This window comes from Bradyrhizobium sp. 27S5 (genome assembly GCF_037217225.1).
In the GTDB taxonomy this organism is placed as follows: domain Bacteria; phylum Pseudomonadota; class Alphaproteobacteria; order Rhizobiales; family Xanthobacteraceae; genus Bradyrhizobium; species Bradyrhizobium septentrionale.
Window position 1 is genome coordinate 3,024,734 of the sequence record NZ_CP147714.1, and the last position, 17,705, is coordinate 3,042,438.

Genomic DNA, 17,705 nt, shown 5'->3' on the forward strand with positions numbered 1-17,705 from the left:
CTTACGCCGCTTCCGGCAGCTTGCTCTGCAGGGTGCGCGGATCGCGCGGCAGCGTGATACGGACGACGGTGCCGACGCCGAGCCGGGAGCGCAGCCGCATCGAGCCGCCGTGCAGGTTGGTGAGCGAGCGCGCGATCGCAAGTCCGAGGCCCGAGCCCTGGTAGCTCTTGGTGAGCTGGCTCTCGACCTGCTCGAACGGCTTGCCGAGCCGGCGCAGCGATTCCGGCGCGATGCCGATGCCGCTGTCGGCGATCAGGAGCACGATCGAGTCGTCCAGCATCTGGCCGCGCACCAGCACGCGGCCGTGGTCCGGCGTGAACTTCACCGCGTTGGAGAGCAGGTTGACGATGATCTGCTTGACCGCGCGACGGTCGGCGACCACCGAGATCGTGCTTTCGATATCGGATTCCAGCGACAGTCCCTTGTGCTCGGCGCGGCCGGAGACCACCCGCAGGGATTCCGCGAGGATGCCGGAGAGGTCGAGCGGCTCCATGTCGAACTTCATGCGGCCGGCCTCGATCCTCGACATGTCGAGGATGTCATTGATGACCTCGAGCAGGTATTTCCCCGATGTCAGGATGTCGTGGCAGTATTCCTGGTATTTGTCCGAGCCGAGCGTGCCGAACAGTCCGCTGCCCATGATCTCGGAGAAGCCGATGATGGCGTTGAGTGGCGTGCGCAGCTCATGGCTCATATTGGCGAGGAACTTCGACTTCGCGGCGTTGGCGTCCTCGGCGCGGGTCTTTTCCTGCGAATATTTCTCCGCGAGGTCAGCGAGCTCGACCGCCTGCCGCTCCAGCTCGGATTGCGAGCGCTGCAGGTCGATCACGGTGGCGCGCAGGCGCAGATCGTTGTCGACCAGCTTCTGCTCGTGCGCCTTGATCCGGGTGATGTCGGTGCCGACCGAGACGTAGCCGCCGTCCTTGGTGCGGCGTTCGCTGATGTGCAGCCAGCTGCCGTCGTCGAGCTGGGCCTCGAAGGTGCGCGCGCCGGGCGCCGGCACGCCGCTCTCGTGCAGCCGGGTGCGCACCTCGGGCATGCTGCCGACCTCGATCACGGTCTCGTAGGAGGTGCCGGGGCTGACGGCGGAGTCCGGCAGCTTGTGCAGCCGCTGGAAGTGCGAATTGCAGAGCACGAGGCGGTCCTCGGCGTCCCAGAGCACGAAGGCCTCCGGGATGGTCTCGATCGCGTCGCGCAGCCGCAAGTCGGCTTCGACCGACTTCTCCGCGAGGCTCTTCTGCTCGGTGACGTCGATGGCGATGCCGATCAGATGCAGGCCGCTGTCCGCCGCGGCGTGGCTGAGCTCGCAGCGCACGCGCAGCCAGATCCAGTGGCCGCCGACATGCCGCATGCGGAAGCTCTGGTCGATGTGATCGATCTTGCCTGAGATCAGCTGCTCGGCGATGTCGAACAGGTTGATGTCGTCGGAATTCACCAGCGCGTTGACCTCGCCGAAGGTGAGGAGGTCGTTGCGCGTATCGAGCCCGAGCAGGGTGAACATCGACTGCGACCAGAAGATCCTGCCGCGCGACAGGTCCCAGTCCCACAATCCGCAGCGGCCGCGATTGAGCGCGGTGTCGATCCGGCCGCGCACGGCGTCGTTGATCAGGTCGCCCTCGCGGGCGCGGGTCGATTGCCAGTGGAAGGCGAAGCCGAGGATCAGCACCACGAAGCTCGTGGTCGCCGACAACGTTATCGAGAGCGCTGCGTCCGATCCCCAGATCGGCTCGTTCATCTCCTGGATGACGACGACCTGGCCGGGCAGCGACTTGACGAGCTGCGAGATCGCGAGCGCGCCGGTGCCGCCCGGCAACGTCATGTCATTGACCGTCCCCTGCTGGCCCGGCGCGATCATCAGCTGCGCGGTGGAGACGATGTCGAGGATGCGGTCGTTCTCGCCGGCGCTATCGATCGGCACCCGCGCCAGCACGCGGTGATCGGCGCCGGTGATGATGACGTGGCGGCCGTAGGCGATGCCCCAGGACGGAATCAGGTCCGGCAGCAGCTCCTGCATCCGCTCGATGTTGACGAGCCGCTCGCGACGCACCGAGGTCAGGCGATCGAGACGTTCGGCGAGGATGTCGGACAGCGCGGCGAGGTCGCGTTTCATCGCGCCGCGCTTCTGCCGGGTCTGGTCGATCACCTGGACGAAGGCGCCGAGGCAGATGGTGATGAGGAAGGCGATGATCAGGGTAGGCACAGCGCGGCGCAGTGCAGGCTCGGCCGTCAAGAGCCTGTGATAGGCCGGTTTTGCGATCGATTGCGCCAATCCCTTGATCGAATCGGATTGGACGCACGCGTTCGCTGCATGCGCGCGCGCCATGCCCTAGACCCCCGCTCTAAGCTGATTTTTTACCCGGTTCGGATGCTCCCCACGAGGCATCCGAATCATGATGATTTGAATCCAGATTTCCCGGACTGTCGAGAGTCAACGATTCGTTAATACGAAAAAATTCTTGTCCAAGACAGAATCGGTTGGCGCAAAGTGAGTCCGAAACAGGAACGGCTCCGTAGAATTACGCGCGTGACGGTTCTGCGTGACTGATCACACGCTTCACGGTGGGGAACGCGCGGCGCAGTTTGCGTTCGATCTCGTCGACGCTTTCGTGCACCTTGATCACACTCATCGCGGGCGCGGCGCGGCAATGGAAGTTGATGATCTCGCCGGCGTCGGTGTTGCGGACCCGCACATTATGGATGTCATGGATCGCGCCGCCAGCGGCATATCCGGTCAGCGCGGCCTTGATGGCTTCGACGCGGTCGGGTGCGGCGTCGGTTCCCCACGGCAGTTCCGGCTCGAGCGGCTCGATATGGGTGTCGACCTCGACGTCCTCGCCAAAATCCTCGCGGATCGCGCGCTCGAGCTCGTGGGCGATGTCGTGCGCGGCGACCAGCGTCATGTCGCTGTCGACCTCGAGGTCGATGCCGACGATCAACCTGCCGCCGATATTGTGCACGGTGACATGGTGGATGGCGAGGCCGGAATTGCGCGCGATCACCATGATGCGCTCGCGCACGCTCTCATTGTCGCGCGCCACCGGCACCGCGGTGAAGGTGAGGTCGGCGTCGCCGAACGCCTTGGTCATCGCCTGCTGCGCCCTGCGCTTGATGTCCTCGACGCGGTCGATCGGATAGGTGCGCGGCACCTTGGCGATGGCATCGATGAAATGGGTGGCGCCGACCATGCGGACCCGCAGGCGGTCGACGTCGACGACGCCAGGCACCGCCTTGATGGCGGTCGTCGCCTTTTCCAGCGCGCCTTCGGGCGCGCGGTCGAGCAGGGTCTCGACCGTCTCCCGCGCCATGCGCAGGCCCAACAGGGCGATCATCACGGCGACCGCGATCGCGGCCGCGGCGTCGCCCCACCAGAAGCCGAAGCCCGCCAGCACCAGGCCGACGATGACGGCGGTCGAGCCCATCACGTCGGAGGCGAAATGCAGCGCGTCGGCGGCCAGCGCCTGGCTCTTGGTGTCGCGCGCCGCGCGGTGCAGCGCGCGGGCGCGCCACAGATTGACGCCGATATCGATGACCAGGACGATGAAGGGAACAGCCGAGATCGACGGCGGCGGCGCGCCCTCGCGCAGATGGCTGTAGGCCTGGACCAGGATGCCGCCGGCCAGCACGTAGAGCAGGGCGATGATGAAGAGCGCCGAGACGCTCTCGAACTTGCCGTGGCCGTAATGATGCTCGGCGTCGGCCGGCTGATCTGACACCCGCACCACCGCCCAGGTGATGATGGTGGCGACCAGGTCGATCGTCGAGTGCAGCGCCTCGGAGATCAGCGCCAGCGATCCGATGGCAATGCCGACGACGAACTTTGCCAGGGCCATGGTGCCACTGGCAAGGATCGAGATCGCGGCGACGGATGTCTTGGTGGAGGGTGCGCTCATGGGCGGCGGTTTAGCAGGGAGTTCGTGAACATCAAGTGTCGCTCGCCACGCGCAATCGCAACTCACTTGCAAGAGCGGCTTTGTTGCGAACTATTCCGAATCCAGGACATGCATTGCGCAACTTCACCAGCCCTCATTCAGATGCGGATCCACGTTCTCGCGGCGTGTTTCGCCCGAGCTTTGCCAAATCGTTCGCCCTGGAAACAAGAGGGCGCAGGGAATGCCGGGTGCGCGCTGCACCCGCGGTCCCGTGTGCAAAGGTAGAAACAAAAGCGCACACGAGCATACAGGTTCAGCGGGAGACACTCCGGCATTCCCTGCGTTGACGGCTTATTTCGTGCTCTCCCCGGCGAGACCGGGCTTGCTTGTCACCGCTTTCGCAAAAACGCTTGCGCATTTTGCGAGAGGACACCTGCCACTGGGGCGTCAGGACCACACGACTTCACCGTCCGCCTCATGCATGTTCGTCAGTCACACACGCGGCGGCCACCGCATCTCACCGCAACACCCGTGACGATCGCGAAGCGCCCCTCGATCGGGTGAGACGGGCGAACCATACACCGAGTTATCATTCCGATAAACCGAAATATTTTTACTGCGGGGGATTGACAGGTTTGGCTGAGTTGCCCGTCGGGCAGAATGAGGAGGGCTCCCTAACAGTCATGCCGGAGCGGAGCGCCAAGGGCCACTCCCAGGTACGAAAGGGGATATGCCCCTCAAGGGAACCGACTTCTGTCTTTGACCCATGGCCGACTTCAGTAAACTCGAAGCCAACGTCAGGCATAGTGATCGAACTCGCTCAAAGCAATTCGCACCTCGCGGGCAAAATCAACCAGCGATACAGTGAAGGCGGCGAGGGAAGCGATGAACAGGATGGCAACCCCGCGCTCGTGCTGAATTGCAAAGAACGCACTCACGAATGCGACGATCACAAGCACCGCTATCGTTATACTGCTGATGACAGCCCAGAAGATTGCGCGGTTCAACATTGCGGTGCGCCGCATCAGGCGGGGAAGATCGGCCCTGAGCCGAACTTTGGTGGTGTCGACTTCCGATATCCCGTTCAACACGATCGTTCTGTCTATGATCCTGTTCAGTCGCGAGATCAGGATCGCAATAAATGCCGCAATTGCTCCCAGCAGAAAAGCGGGCGCTGCCGATTGCGAGATCACATGCGAGAGCTGGCTGACGGTCGGTGTATCTGGCAGCATGGAAACCTTACCTCGTCACCATTCGACACGTTGGCGTGACTGTGCTGGTGGGTGCCATTGGCGAGATCGAGAACGTCAGCCACGTATTCCATCCCGACGGTCGGTTGACGGCGTCGAATTCACCATAGCCCTTCGGATTGAGGTATCCCTGCATGTCCCTGAGATCACAGTGATCAACCCGAGCTTGACCTAGATTGAACGCCTCGTCGCAAGCGATCGCTATACGAAGCGATCCAAATCGAAATTCCATCGCGACTGTTGCGCCAAAGTTGCGAAAAATCGCCTGCTATTCACTCCAATCAGCATTTCCGAAAACATCCTGTGGAGGATGTCCGCAAATCAGAGCGTATTCGGGCTAGTCCCTCGCTCGTTCAAGCGCGTGCCGCATCGACTTCTGTTCGCTGCTCGTCAACTGCGTCGGACCGAGCTTGAAAGTCAGCTTGTCGATCTTCCCGGTGAACTCGAACGGCAGCTTGTAGCTGTCATCCACCCCGGTGCGGCTATCGACGCCGACGTCGAAGGATTCGTCGATGGCCATCAGGAACCCAATCGAGTGCGGGATCGACCGGCGGGCGTACTCCTTGCCGTCCACCGAGAGCACTCCGGTGCCGCCCTTGGCCGGGCCGGGTCCATCATATTTGAAATCGAACACGATGGTATGCTTGCCCGGCTTGAGCGCAGAGCCCAACCAGTCGCGCGCGCCTACGCCGGCTTCCCAGCGGTATCGTTTCAAATCCAGCATGTTGTAGACGAAGACCGGCTTGCCCTTCAGCAAATAGAGGCCATAGCCGCTGAACCTGCCGCCGAGAGTGGCGATCATTCCCTCAGCCCCGCCGGGCGGGACCGTTATCTCGGCGGTGATCTTGTAGTCCTTGTTCATGATGTTGGGCGCATTCTCGGCGGGAATGCCGGGGTTCGCTCCCTTGTATATGAATTCAGTTCGTCCAGCGGTCGCGCTCGGCCGCGGCGTCACGAGGCGCGGCAAGACGGAATTGTCGAGCGGCAGGACCTGGTACTTGGCCGCCTCAGCCAGGAACAATTCCTTCAGCTCTCGCAGCTTGTCAGGATTATTGGCTGCGACGTCGTTGTTTTGCGAGAAGTCCTCGGCGATGTTGTAGAGTTCCCACTTGTATTCGTTGATGTCCGGCATCTTTGCCGTGCCCATAAGCCAAGGTGCTTCGGGCGGTGTCGTGCACGCATACCAGCCATCGTGGTAGATGCCGCGGTTGGCGAACATCTCGAAATACTGCGTGTCGCGCTTTGATGGTGCATTGGCGTTAGCCCGGTCGAACGTATAGGCCATGCTCACACCCTCGATCGGCTTTTGCGCAATTCCATTCACCGTCGCAGGCGCCGGGATACCCGTGGCCTCCAGGATCGTCGGCACGATATCGATGATGTGGTGGAACTGGGAGCGAATGCCGCCGACGTCCTTGATGTGACCGGGCCATGAGATGACCATGCCTTGCCGGGTCCCGCCGAAGTGCGATGCCACCTGCTTGGTCCACTTGAACGGGGTATCGAACGCCCACGACCAGGCTACCGACATATGCGGATAGGTTTTGTCGGAGCCCCAATTCTCATAGTGCAGCATCAGCTCGGCTTCGGGAAGCTTCAGCACGCCGTTGTAGGCGGTCATCTGGTTCGGGGTGCCCTCGAGCGTGCCTTCTGCGCTGGTGCCGTTGTCGCCGCTGATATAGATGATCAGCGTGTTGTCGAGCTTGCCCATGTCCTCCACCGCCTGGATGACGCGGCCGATTTCATTGTCGGTATAGGCCGCGTAGCCGGCAAACACCTCGGCCTCCCGCGCGTAGAGCTTCTTTTGGATCAACGAGAGCGAGTCCCACTTCGGGAGGGTATCAGGCCAGGCAGTGAGCTGGGTATTCGCGGGGATCACCCCGAGCTTCTTCTGGTTGGCGAAGATTTGCTCGCGCAGCTTCTCCCAGCCCATGTCGAACTTGCCCTTGAACTTGTCGATCCATTCCTTCTTGGGCTGATGCGGCGAATGCGTGCCGCCGGGCACGTAGTAGAGGAAGAACGGCTTGTCGGGTGCGGCTGCGTTCAGGCTGTTCATATAGTTGATGGCTTCGTCCGCCATATCGGTGGTGAGGTTGTAGCCGGACTTGCCGATCCACGGAAAAATCTGGGTCGTGTTCTTATAAAGATAAGGTGTCCACTGGTCGGTCTCGCCGCCCATGAACCCGTAGAAGTATTGAAATCCCATTCCAACCGGCCACTGGTCGAAAGGACCAGCCGCGCTGTACAGATAGGTCGGGGTATTATGGTTCTTGCCGAACCATGAGGTGGCAAATCCGTTATCTCGCAGAATAGTCCCGATCGTCGCACTCTCCGGACCAATGACGGAATCGTAGCCCGGGTAGCCAGTGGACAATTCACCGATCACGCCGAACCCGACGGAATGGTGGTTGCGGCCGGTGATCAGCGCTGCGCGCGTAGGCGAGCAAAGCGCGGTCGAGTGAAACTGCGTATAACGCAATCCTGCCTTCGCGATACGATCCATGTTCGGGGTTGGGATGACGCCACCGAAGGTGCCGGTCACGCCATAACCTTGATCATCGGTCATGATCAGCAACACGTTTGGTGCGCCTTTGGGCGGCACGACGGACGGTGGCCAGTAGGGCTTGGAGTCTTTCGCGGTTTCCTTGATATCGCCGCCGAACTTCGGAGGCTCGGCCGGAAGCTGCTTGCCATCAAGTGTCATCGTGGCGCTGGGCGTACCCGGCGTGCCCGTGATTTGTTGGGCCGTCGCCGGCGCAGCAAGCAGGCCCGGCAACGTGACGAGCAAGGTCGCAAGACCGGTGGCCAACAACAGCCTTTGCTTCAGTCGAGGCCTGTCTTGTTCATCGATCATGGGATTTCTCCTCTCGCTTGATGCAACGGAACCCAACGTGACTGGCCGACGTGTCGACCGGTTCGGGATGGCGCGCCGCCGGCCGGTAGCGGCGGCAATAATTGGGCGCGCACAGATGCGATCCACCTTTGAGCACCTTGCGTGGAATCTTGATGTTGGGCGCGCACGGGTCGTAGCTCTGGTCTTCGCGACCGCCGCGCGGGTTTTCCGGGATACAGCAGGCTTTCGGTGCATCGGCCTCATGCTTGGCCGCGTACCAATCGAGCGTCCATTCCCAGACGTTGCCGATCATGTCGTAGAGGCCATGGCCGTTCGGCGGAAACGCGGTGACCGGCGATGTCCGCTCATAGCCGTCGGTCGCCAGATTCTCGTTCGGAAACTCGCCCTGCCAGGTGTTGGACATCTGACGCCCGCTGGGCGTGAGCTCGTCGCCCCAGGCGTACTCGGCGTCTTCGAGGCCGCCGCGTGCCGCGAATTCCCACTCCGCCTCGGTCGGTAGATCCTTGCCCGCCCACTTGGCAAAAGCCTCGGCGTCCCTAAAGGCCACATGCACGACCGGGTGCTCGTCCAGTCCGCGGATCGAGCTGCCGGGTCCGTAAGGTCGCCGCCAGTTGGCGCCAAACTTGAACGTCCACCACTCGCCCCAGTGGGACAGATCGACGCGCCGTTTGGGCGGCGCAAAGGCGAGAGACCCCGCTTTGAGCATATGTGGCAGCGCGCCCGGATAGTCCTTCGGGTCCGGGGCTGTTTCGGCAAAAGTGACATGACCCGTCGCTTCAACGAACTGTCGGAATTGCCGATTGGTCACCGGCGTACGGTCCATCCAGAAGCCGTTGACGGTCACGCGATGGACGGGCGCTTCCTCGGGATAGTGTCGATCCGAACCCATGCGGAACGTGCCGCCCGGAACGTAGAGCATGCCAGCATCGGCCCCATGCTCTGGCAGTTGTTCGCGGCTCGACGACGAGGTCGCATCGGCGAGTGTCATGACGGCCTCCGAAGACGCTGCCGAAGGACATCCCACAAGAAGACGTTGCGATGCATGTTCTGATTGTTCGGCATCGAGGTCCACTCATACGAGCAGAACGTCGTGAACTTCCCCGGCTTATAGTACTTGTCGGCGATGGAATTGTTCTGCGACCAGACCGACCCGGCGACCTTCGGGTCGGTCAGCTCCTTGAGCCGCTGCTGCTTGGCAATGGCGCGCGCAAGGAACTGGAAGACCTTGTTGACTTCTTCCGGCGTCTTCGCCTTGAGCTTCGCGGCGATCGGAAGCTTGCTGATGGGAGAGGTTGGGTCGTTCGCCAGCCTCAGCATGCCGGCATATTCGGAGTGATCGGTCACGCCCTGGAAATCGAGCGGACGAGTGATCTTCATCATGTAGTTTGCCGCCGGGTGCTTGATCGGCTCGCCCATCGAATATTTGTAGGCGTCGTCCCGCCCGGCCAGGGTATTGCCGATGATGTACGCGTCCAGCGACCGGCTTGTGTGCTGATGCGTTTGGCCGAAATAGGCGATGCGCTCGGGATTGGCCGCGCTTTGCGCCCACGCCGGCGACACGAAAGCGATAGCTGCGCTACCCAACGACGCAATCCGGCCACTGCGGTTCATGTCGGCGCTCCCTGTCAGCTCAATTGAATTCTAAAGCGATGGATCGCCGCGGCCGGCATTCCATCTCATGGCGCACGACGCGAAGATAGAAGCGGGATCTTTGGAATTAGATGCAATTAAGACAATTGGCAGAGGAGACCTTGACTACTTCCACGAGCGTGAAGCTTAGCACAAAACTCAAAGACCAGCCACGCAGCGCTGCTGCTGGCTTGCGATCATGCTAATTTGCTGATGATTTCATATGTCGTCAACGTTGGCACAAACTGCATAGCGCGCCGAAGGTCGCCTCGCCACTGGCGTTCACCGGTTCAGGCCCGGCACGATAAGCTTTACTTCGTCACCATCCTGCGTGTCGGCGTCACCGTGCTGGCGGGCGCCGTTGGCGAAATCGAGAACGTGCCGTCGGCGTTCCCGCCGACGGTCAGATTGCCCGCACACGCGTGATTGGCCTTCTCGCTTCGATTCTTGTGTGGGTCAGCTCGTATACAGCGTATCTTTGAGGCGGGAGCGATTGCACATCGCTCGACCAAACGGAGAGGCAACAGTGAATCTAACGTCGATCAGATTGCCGCTCTGGCTTCGTTTCGTCCTGATTGCGGGGGTTGTCATCCTTGCTGCCGGTGCAGGTCTCTTTGGCTACCGGTACTATACGCGTCCCGTAACCCTGACTGTGGCGGTCGGCTCGATCGACGGTGAAGCTGCCAAGGCAATGTCGACGATCGCGAGCCGGCTGGTCACGATCAACGCGCCGGTGCGGCTGACAGTCATCGACACCGGGACGGCGCTGGCAGCGGCCAAGACATTCGCTTCGGGCAAGGCCGATCTCGCTGTCGTTCGCGGCGATGTCGGTGATTTGTCGCAAGCGCAGGCCGTTGTTGTCGTCAGCCACGTCGTAGCGCTGGTGATTGCGCCGCCGGGCTCGTCAATCGAGGACATGGCCGGGCTCAAGGGCCATAGTGTTGGTGTGATTTCAGCAGAAACAAACTCCAAGCTCGTGGATGTCTTGAGCAATGAATATGGCCTGGTTCGTGCCAAGGTGTTCAAGGACGTTGCACTGGCAGACGCCCGGCGCGCGCTTCAATCGAAGGAGATCAGCGCTCTCCTCGTCGTGATTCCACTGTCACAAAAATATTTGTCGCTGGTGCGAGGATTCTTCCAGCAGGGTCCCAAAACGTTGCCGGTGCTCATATCAATCGGATCCGCCGGGGCGATCGCGGAAGCCGACCGCGCCTACGAGAGCTTTGACGTGCCAAAGGGCACGTTGCGCGGAGCCCCGCCGGTTCCTGACGACGATCTGACGACGCTGAGAACCGCATTATATCTGGTTGCAAACAAGAAGCTCGGTTCTGATCTGGTCACCAGCCTGACCCAGACGATCATGAACGTGCGCAGGGACCTCATGGTCGAGCAGCCGATCTTTGCGCAAATTGCGGCTCCCAGCACAGACGCGGATGCCTACCTCGCGCTCCATCCGGGAGCCGCCGCCTTCTACAACGGGACCCAGCAGAGCTTCATGGATGAATACGGCAACTGGATCTATCTGACGCCGATGATCTTGGGCGGCATGGCCACGGTGCTCGCGGCGGCCTGGAAATTTCTGGGAATCGGGCCATTCGCAAATGATGGTCCGCTCGACGCGTTGTATGCCCTGGTTCGGCGGATACGGAGTGCAGATAGCGAGGCCGAACTCGGTACGATCGAAGACGAGATTGACGATATCTTGCGGGCGCAACGCGCCAAGGCTGCGGCTGGCGACGAGAGTGCCGTGGATGCCGCAACCCTGAATGTCGCAGCGCACCGTCTGGAGAACTTGATTCACGATCGCCGGCAGATTCTCGCGAATGGACTCACGGTCGCTCGCAACGGGTAGCGGTCTGGTCGATCGAGCGTGCGCGACGCTATTTGCGATTTGGAAGGTCGGCTGATGGCCGGTCTTGTTGGCAAACCGCGTCGATGGATCGGTATGTCCAAAGTTCAGGTTTGGCAGGAAGGCAACACGGGTGTTTCTGCTATAGTTCGACATTCGAACGGGCGGCGGGTGTCTGCTTTAAGGGTTGAAATCATGCACAAAGCACCTGGATCACTACTGTTGGCCATCGGTCTTGTTCTTTTTAGTCCCCAGGCGCGGGCGCAGCAGATTCCGGCCGAAACGCCTCAGGGAATGCTGGCGGCCCAGATTCGCACACAAGGCTTCACCTGCGAGAAGCCGCTCGGTGCAAAGAAGAATACGAGATTGTCTCGACCAGATCGCGACGTCTGGGTTCTCAAATGCAGCAATGCCAAGTACAGGATTACGCGTGCCCCTGACATGGCGGCGAAGGTCGAACGGCTCCCTTAGCGAATGACCTTCTCTTGTCCTTTACGGAAAAGCCGGACCGGCCGGATCGAGTCCGCTCAGGCTCGCGCAATCGTGCGATCTATTGGGCGGGTTCTTCGTCTCTTTCCAGCTGAGGTTTTTCATACAGGACCGCGTTCAACAAGGAACGATGCACCTCGATCTTTCCGTTGTAGCTGATCAATCCCAGCTTGCGAAATTTGTTCAGGAAGTAGCTCACCCGGGATCGGGTCGTTCCGATCATCTCCGCCAAGGTTGCTTGATTGATCGAAGCATCGATTGGTGTTGGCTTTCCATCTTTTCCGAAATTGGCCAGCAGAAGAAGAAGGCGTGCGAGCCGCTTCTCGCTCGAATTGAACAGCTGGTCGATCAAGTCTTCTTCAATGCGATTGCTCCTGGTCACCAGGTAGGTCACGAAAAGTTCTGAAAATCGTGGCTCCTTGCGGAGCGCCGCCATCATCGCCTTCCGCGTGATTGAGGTGATAAGGCACCCCTCCATCGCCCTTGCGGTTCCCACGCGGACCGCCTGACCGTTCAGGCAGCCCTCGCCAAAAAACTGCGCAGCATCCAATATGCCGACGACGGCTTCCTTGCCTTGCTCGGAAACGACGGTCACCTTGACCTTGCCCGATTGGACGTAAAAGACCTTATCGGCCTCTTCGCCCTGGGCGTAGATGATCCGGCCTTTACGGTACTTCAATATCGTCTTGCCGGTCCCGACTTTGGCGAGAAAAGCCTGAGGATCGAACTGTCGCTTTGCAGGCTTCACAAGCCCCTCCTTCGGACCAGCGATCTCTAAATATTAAAACTGGTGTGTTGTGGTCAATATTGACCAGCGGACCAGTTTCCAAGGGGAGAAAATCACCCGGTCGGTGGCCGGTGTCCGGCAATGTAGTGGGCGCCCGCCCGATCCAGAGATGGTGCCCGCATGCTCGGCCTTCGCACGTTTCCAACCGGTCCGCCGCTGAGCGCCATCGAGCGCCCGCGCTGTCCGCTCTGCCAGACCCGCACGCGGCTGGCCTGCATTGCGTCGGGCGCAGTGGGTTACCAAGTCCGCACTTTCGAGTGCCCCAAGTGTGATCGTGCCCAGCGAACCTTGGTGGTCAGCGACCCCTTGAGCGGCGACGGCCGAGGGTGGCTTAGCGGCCACCTTAAATCCCCGGACTAGATTTTGGCAATCTCAATGGGAGATTAAAAATGGCCGATCAAACAGCTCCATCGCCACCCCGGTTCCAGTCGAACCCACGATGCCAGCGATGTGCGGGCGCCACCGTGGTGCAGCGCATTATGCCTTCGCGACCTGGGCATGAGCATTGGACGCTGCGCTGCAAAAGCTGCGGCCACGTCCATCAAATGCAGGTTGTATCGGGCCCGTCCCAACCCGAACCGCTCGACTGGTTTGAGGGAAATTCGGGATCACCGACATGAACCTCAAAAGGCGTAACAGGACGAAGACCACATTTCTGACGGCCGACCATCTGGACGAGCAGGCAGATGCGCGCGCCAGTGAGGCGAAGCAATTGCCGGAAGGCGAGGCGAGACAGAATGCGCTTCGTAACGCCGCACAGTTGAGGGTGTATGCCTTCATGAAGCGCGCGCTTGCACCACAAGCCGTCAAATCGAAGTAACAGATGCGGATCGGGAGAGTTGCGGCATGTCGGGTTCCGGCTCCGGGATAAACCAAATCACCAATCCGACTTGGATTACACCACAATGAGCAATGTACCTTCCGACGCGCGACGCTTCCGTCAGCGCGAACCCGTGAGAACCTCCAACGAGGTGGATGCAATTGCGAACGCTGCCGGCGTCGTCCTTGGTATGCGCGATGAGGAACCGGCCTTCGAACTGCCCGGGCGGTTGTTCGAGCAACTGCCGTTTGCCGTTTATGTTTGTGACCGGGATGGTCTTGTCGTTCGATACAACCGCCGTGCTGCGGAACTATGGGGCCGATTGCCGAAACTCGGCGATCCCGAGGAACGGTTTTGTGGATCGTATCGAATGTTTCGCCCCGACGGCAGTCTGCTCCTGCACCATCAATGCCCCATGGCCGATGTTCTGCGCACCGGTGTATCCGTGCGCCAGCAGGAAGTTCACATTGAGCGACCTGACGGTTCTCGCGGCATCGCGCTCGTTGACATCGAGGCAGTCAAGGACCGTGAGGGGAACATTGTCGGCGCCATCAACTGCTTCCAGGACATAACGGAGCGCAAACGCGGCGAGGAGGCCGCGCTAAGGCTCGCCGCTATCATCGAATCAAGCAACGATGCGATCGTCGGCAAGGACCTCAATGGCACCATCACGAGCTGGAACGGCGGCGCGGAACGCATTTTTGGCTACCTCGCCGAGGAAATCATCGGCCAGCCGATTACGATTCTGATTCCGCCAGATCGTCAGGAAGAGGAAACAGTGATCATGGGGCGAGTCCGGCGCGGTCAGCGCGTCGAACACTATGAAACTGTTCGGCAATGCAAGCATGGGCGCTTGATCGACATGTCCCTGAGCGTTTCGCCGGTCAGAAATGCTCAAGGCGCGGTCGTCGGCGCATCGAAAATCGCGCGCAACATCACCGAGCACAAGCGAAGCCAGGCGCAGGTCGTCAATCTCGCGCACGAGGCCGAGCATCGAACGAAGAACATCCTGGCCACCGTGTTGGCGACGGTGCGACTTTCCCATTCAGCTACGTCTGACGATCTCAAGGAACTGATCGAGGGGCGCATTGGAGCGTTGGCAAAGGTCCATACGCTGTTCGTGGAATCCCGCTGGGCGGGAGCCGAGCTTCACCGCCTGGTCACGCAAGAGCTTCTGGCTTACAGCGGGGAGAGAGGGGCGCGTGTGCGAATTGACGGCCCAGCCGTCATGCTGGAGCCGAGTACGGCTCAGACTGCTGCAATTTCCTTGCACGAGCTCGCGACCAACTCAGCAAAATACGGATCACTATCGGCGGCGGCTGGTTACGTTGAAATCACGTGGTCCCTTACGGCAGGCGGAAGGCTCAGCCTGCGCTGGGTCGAATCGGGTGGGCCAACCGTCACGCCGCCGACGCACCGCGGGTTCGGCACCCGCATTGTGGAAAACATGATCGGGCAACTCAAGGGTGAGGTGCGTTTTGATTGGCGCGCAAACGGGCTCAGGTGCGAAATCGCCTTGCCGCTTGCATAGGCCGGCCCGCGACGTGCCGTCACGGTGCAAGGATGGGTAGGGCGCACCGAAACCCATCATCTCATCGCGCTGCCGCTTGATCGGTATCGCTTCCGCCTTCGCTCTTCGAGCTACGGCGGACAAGTCGCTCCACCCATCCTGCGCGACTACTTCAACTGCGTGTTTGCGATCGGCATGATCGAGGCGACGTGCCAGCCGTTTGCATCGTGAATCAACGTCTGGCTGATCAGAAACTTGTTGTCTTGCGACGGCTGGCCTGGGAGGCCCCGCGTGAAAACGATCGGAACGAGGATCTGCATGACGTCGTCCGAGATCGCGGTGGCGCGAAATTGCGACATGTCGGGCTCGAGATGCCATGTGCCCTGGTAGTATTCCCTGAAGCGATCGGCGACGGCGTCGGGCCCTCTGGTCTCGACGCCTCGCCCGTACCAAAGCATGTCGGGCGAATTCCACAGCATGGCCTTCACGTCGCTGACGTCATGGGCATTTTGCGCAGCGACGAATTTGGCAAAGAACGCGCGTGCCTCGGCTTCACCGGCGGCGGCGGATACACGTCCGCCCGGGATGGTCGCCAATGCGATGAGGAGAAGCGCGGCGCTGACCGAGCGGCGGCGCAGGATGGCCGAGAGGTTGTGAGGCATGGTGTGCGGGCTCTTATTCATGACAAACATCATGATTGTATTCATGATGAGTGTCATGTATAGAGTCAAGCGGGTTCGGAGACGCGCACATGAAAGTGAGCAAGGAACAGGTCGCAGAGCACCGCGCACGGATTTTGGCCGTCGCCGCCAGCCTGTTTCGGCAGCGAGGCTTCGACTATGTCACCGTCGCTGATGTCATGAAGGAGGCGGGCCTGACGCACGGCGCCTTTTACGGACACTTTCCATCCAAGGAGGCGCTGGTCGCGGAAGCGGTTGGGCAAGCGCTGCCACCGGCTCCGGATACGGCCAGGCCGCGCCGCTCGGCGGCGGAATTTGCCAACGGCTATCTCAGCGTCAAGCACCGCGACAACCGCGCCACCTCTTGCCTGTTCTCAAGCCTGGGAACGGAAGCCGCGCGAGGGTCCGCCGATCTCCGGCAGAAAATGACGGCAGCCGTCCGCAGCCGGATCGATCATCTCACTGTTGATGCCGAAGGCGACGTGCCGAAGGAGAAACGGCGCGCAGCAATTGCCGCATGGTCGGCCATGGTCGGCGCGATGGTGCTTGCCCGTTTGGTCGACGATGAGAAACTCTCAAAGGAAATCCTGAGCGAGACGCGGGCGTCTCTTCCTTTCGCATAAGGAACAGGACCGTAGGATGGGTAGAGCGTAGCGAAACCCATCATCTCACCGCGCGGATATAATTGATGGGTATCGCTGCGCTCCACCCATCCTTGTATTAGCGCGCTGGGTTAGACTGGCCTCGTTCCGTGAGGAATGGCCCAGCTCGGGTAGCCGCCCGGGCTGGGCCGCTGATCGATCGGATCGTTACCCATCGAAGCCTTGAGGGCTGTCGTTCGTAGCAAGATCGCGATCGGCACTTCATCGGGACCCGCATGGTTGAACGAACTTTAGGTTCGCATCACAAGGGAGGGTCGAGGAAGATGGCCAAGCGTACCACAATCTGTGCCGGGATCGATACCGGCAAGCGCAAGCTCGACGTGGCGCTCGACGGCAACTCGGAGCAGCTGCAGGTGGAGAACACGGCAGAAGGTCACAAGGCGCTGCTGGAGTGGCTTGGGCGGCGCAAGGTCAAGCGGGTTGGGATCGAGGCGAGCGGTGGCTATGAGCAAGCCGTCGTCGCCGAGTTACGGCGCATGCGGTTTGTCGTCGTGGTGTTCCAGCCGGCGCAAGTGCGTGCCTATGCCAAATACCGCGGGCAACGTGCCAAGAACGATCGGATCGACGCGGCTCTGATCGCCGCCTGCGCCGCTGCGGTCAACAAGATCCACCCGGCCCCTGACGCAAGATTATCGCCCTTGGCCGGGCAGCTGACACTGATCGATCAGATCGGAGAGGATATCACGCGGTTCAAGAACCGGCTCGAGAGCTGTCGCGATGCGCGTATCCAAAAGCTCTGGAAGGAAGATATCGTCCGCCTGGCCAAGCGCGAACGCGTCGAGTTCAAGGCTTTGGTGGCAGCGATCCGCGAACATCACGATCTCGCTGCCCGGCTCGATCTGATCTACAGCGTCGGCGGGGCCGGGCTGCCGACTGCGGTCGCCATTCTGGTGCGCATGCCGGAGATCGGCCAAATCAGCCGCGAGCAGGCCGCAGCTCTTGCGGGCCTTGCGCCTTATGATGACGACAGCGGAGAGCATATTGGCGCTCGTCACATCATCGGTGGACGCAAGCGCCTGCGAGAGGCGCTCTATGCTGCAGCGCTGGCGGCGTCGTTCCGCTGGAATCCGCAGCTCATCGCCCTTTACAAGCGACTGATCGCCGCCGGTAAGGGTCACAAGCGCGCGCTAATCGCCTGCGCCAGGAAGCTGCTCGTCTTCATCAACGCCGTAGTGGCCCGAGGCACCCCTTGGCAAGCTGACATGTCAGCTGTTCCAGCAGCCTGAAGCGTTTCTTTGTTCGACCGGGGCGCCGTTTCTTCGTCCCGACCTGCCGTCACCAGGACGTCGCGCACAGCGGCCGTCAA

14 protein-coding genes are annotated in these 17,705 nt (G+C 61.0%); 6 read left to right on the forward strand and 8 right to left on the reverse strand.

The window, feature by feature from the left end; translation table 11 throughout:
• Window position 1: 1 nt before the first annotated feature.
• From WDM24_RS14015 to WDM24_RS14045, 6 genes are all read right to left on the reverse strand, one after another.
• On the reverse strand, window positions 2-2,323 hold the full coding sequence (locus WDM24_RS14015) for a PAS domain-containing sensor histidine kinase (RefSeq protein WP_338831650.1): 2,322 nt from the start codon (window positions 2,321-2,323) through the stop codon (window positions 2-4).
• A 193-nt stretch (window positions 2,324-2,516) separates the two neighbouring features.
• On the reverse strand, window positions 2,517-3,890 hold the full coding sequence (locus WDM24_RS14020; RefSeq protein ID WP_338831651.1) for a cation-efflux pump: 1,374 nt from the start codon (window positions 3,888-3,890) through the stop codon (window positions 2,517-2,519).
• Window positions 3,891-4,666: 776 nt separating this feature from the next.
• On the reverse strand, window positions 4,667-5,101 hold the full coding sequence (locus WDM24_RS14025; protein WP_338698738.1) for a DUF2721 domain-containing protein: 435 nt from the start codon (window positions 5,099-5,101) through the stop codon (window positions 4,667-4,669).
• A 355-nt stretch (window positions 5,102-5,456) separates the two neighbouring features.
• Window positions 5,457-7,973, reverse strand: a complete 2,517-nt coding sequence (locus WDM24_RS14035; RefSeq protein WP_338831652.1) for an arylsulfatase — start codon at window positions 7,971-7,973, stop codon at window positions 5,457-5,459.
• Window positions 7,963-8,961, reverse strand: coding sequence for a formylglycine-generating enzyme family protein (locus tag WDM24_RS14040; protein ID WP_338831653.1), 999 nt, complete (start codon window positions 8,959-8,961; stop codon window positions 7,963-7,965). The genes WDM24_RS14035 and WDM24_RS14040 overlap by 11 nt, the downstream gene beginning before the upstream one ends.
• Window positions 8,958-9,584: a DUF3604 domain-containing protein gene (locus tag WDM24_RS14045; protein WP_338831654.1), complete on the reverse strand. Its 627-nt coding sequence runs from the start codon at window positions 9,582-9,584 to the stop codon at window positions 8,958-8,960. The genes WDM24_RS14040 and WDM24_RS14045 overlap by 4 nt, the downstream gene beginning before the upstream one ends.
• Before the next feature lie 544 nt (window positions 9,585-10,128).
• Here WDM24_RS14045 and WDM24_RS14050 point away from each other — a divergent pair.
• Together WDM24_RS14050 and WDM24_RS14055 are read left to right on the forward strand one after the other, a co-directional pair.
• Window positions 10,129-11,454, forward strand: coding sequence for a TAXI family TRAP transporter solute-binding subunit (locus WDM24_RS14050; RefSeq protein WP_338698746.1), 1,326 nt, complete (start codon window positions 10,129-10,131; stop codon window positions 11,452-11,454).
• Between the two features lie 54 nt (window positions 11,455-11,508).
• Window positions 11,509-11,922 carry a hypothetical protein gene (locus WDM24_RS14055; RefSeq protein ID WP_338831655.1) on the forward strand — a complete coding sequence of 138 codons (414 nt, stop codon included), beginning with the start codon at window positions 11,509-11,511 and terminating at the stop codon, window positions 11,920-11,922.
• Window positions 11,923-12,001: 79 nt separating this feature from the next.
• Here the strand turns inward: WDM24_RS14055 and WDM24_RS14060 are convergent, their stop codons facing one another.
• Window positions 12,002-12,688, reverse strand: coding sequence for a Crp/Fnr family transcriptional regulator (locus WDM24_RS14060; protein ID WP_338831656.1), 687 nt, complete (start codon window positions 12,686-12,688; stop codon window positions 12,002-12,004).
• Between the two features lie 655 nt (window positions 12,689-13,343).
• Here WDM24_RS14060 and WDM24_RS14065 point away from each other — a divergent pair.
• Both WDM24_RS14065 and WDM24_RS14070 read left to right on the forward strand, forming a co-directional pair.
• Window positions 13,344-13,547: a hypothetical protein gene (locus tag WDM24_RS14065; protein WP_166293854.1), complete on the forward strand. Its 204-nt coding sequence runs from the start codon at window positions 13,344-13,346 to the stop codon at window positions 13,545-13,547.
• An 85-nt stretch (window positions 13,548-13,632) separates the two neighbouring features.
• Window positions 13,633-15,078, forward strand: coding sequence for a PAS domain S-box protein (locus WDM24_RS14070; protein ID WP_338831658.1), 1,446 nt, complete (start codon window positions 13,633-13,635; stop codon window positions 15,076-15,078).
• A 146-nt stretch (window positions 15,079-15,224) separates the two neighbouring features.
• On the opposite strand, the gene WDM24_RS14075 is transcribed toward WDM24_RS14070, so the two are convergent.
• Entirely contained in the window at window positions 15,225-15,740 is a 516-nt protein-coding gene (locus WDM24_RS14075; protein ID WP_338831659.1) for a nuclear transport factor 2 family protein, read from the reverse strand.
• A 113-nt stretch (window positions 15,741-15,853) separates the two neighbouring features.
• On the opposite strand from WDM24_RS14075, the gene WDM24_RS14080 reads away from it, so the two are divergent.
• On the forward strand, window positions 15,854-16,360 hold the full coding sequence (locus WDM24_RS14080; RefSeq protein WP_338831661.1) for a helix-turn-helix domain-containing protein: 507 nt from the start codon (window positions 15,854-15,856) through the stop codon (window positions 16,358-16,360).
• Window positions 16,361-16,662: 302 nt separating this feature from the next.
• Window positions 16,663-17,625 carry an IS110 family transposase gene (locus tag WDM24_RS14085; protein WP_338829190.1) on the forward strand — a complete coding sequence of 321 codons (963 nt, stop codon included), beginning with the start codon at window positions 16,663-16,665 and terminating at the stop codon, window positions 17,623-17,625.
• The last annotated feature ends 80 nt before the right edge of the window (window positions 17,626-17,705 follow it).

Excerpts from the sequence above, each read along its gene's own strand:
- WDM24_RS14015 (WP_338831650.1), bottom strand. The coding sequence starts at position 2,323 with ATGGCGCGCGCGCATGCAGCGAACGCGTGCGTCCAATCCGATTCGATC.
- WDM24_RS14020 (WP_338831651.1), bottom strand. The coding sequence starts at position 3,890 with ATGAGCGCACCCTCCACCAAGACATCCGTCGCCGCGATCTCGATCCTT.
- WDM24_RS14025 (WP_338698738.1), bottom strand. The coding sequence starts at position 5,101 with ATGCTGCCAGATACACCGACCGTCAGCCAGCTCTCGCATGTGATCTCG.
- WDM24_RS14035 (WP_338831652.1), bottom strand. The coding sequence starts at position 7,973 with ATGATCGATGAACAAGACAGGCCTCGACTGAAGCAAAGGCTGTTGTTG.
- WDM24_RS14040 (WP_338831653.1), bottom strand. The coding sequence starts at position 8,961 with ATGACACTCGCCGATGCGACCTCGTCGTCGAGCCGCGAACAACTGCCA.
- WDM24_RS14045 (WP_338831654.1), bottom strand. The coding sequence starts at position 9,584 with ATGAACCGCAGTGGCCGGATTGCGTCGTTGGGTAGCGCAGCTATCGCT.
- WDM24_RS14055 (WP_338831655.1), top strand. The coding sequence starts at position 11,509 with ATGGCCGGTCTTGTTGGCAAACCGCGTCGATGGATCGGTATGTCCAAA.
- WDM24_RS14065 (WP_166293854.1), top strand. The coding sequence starts at position 13,344 with ATGAACCTCAAAAGGCGTAACAGGACGAAGACCACATTTCTGACGGCC.
- WDM24_RS14070 (WP_338831658.1), top strand. The coding sequence starts at position 13,633 with ATGAGCAATGTACCTTCCGACGCGCGACGCTTCCGTCAGCGCGAACCC.
- WDM24_RS14075 (WP_338831659.1), bottom strand. The coding sequence starts at position 15,740 with ATGAATAAGAGCCCGCACACCATGCCTCACAACCTCTCGGCCATCCTG.
- WDM24_RS14085 (WP_338829190.1), top strand. The coding sequence starts at position 16,663 with ATGGCCAAGCGTACCACAATCTGTGCCGGGATCGATACCGGCAAGCGC.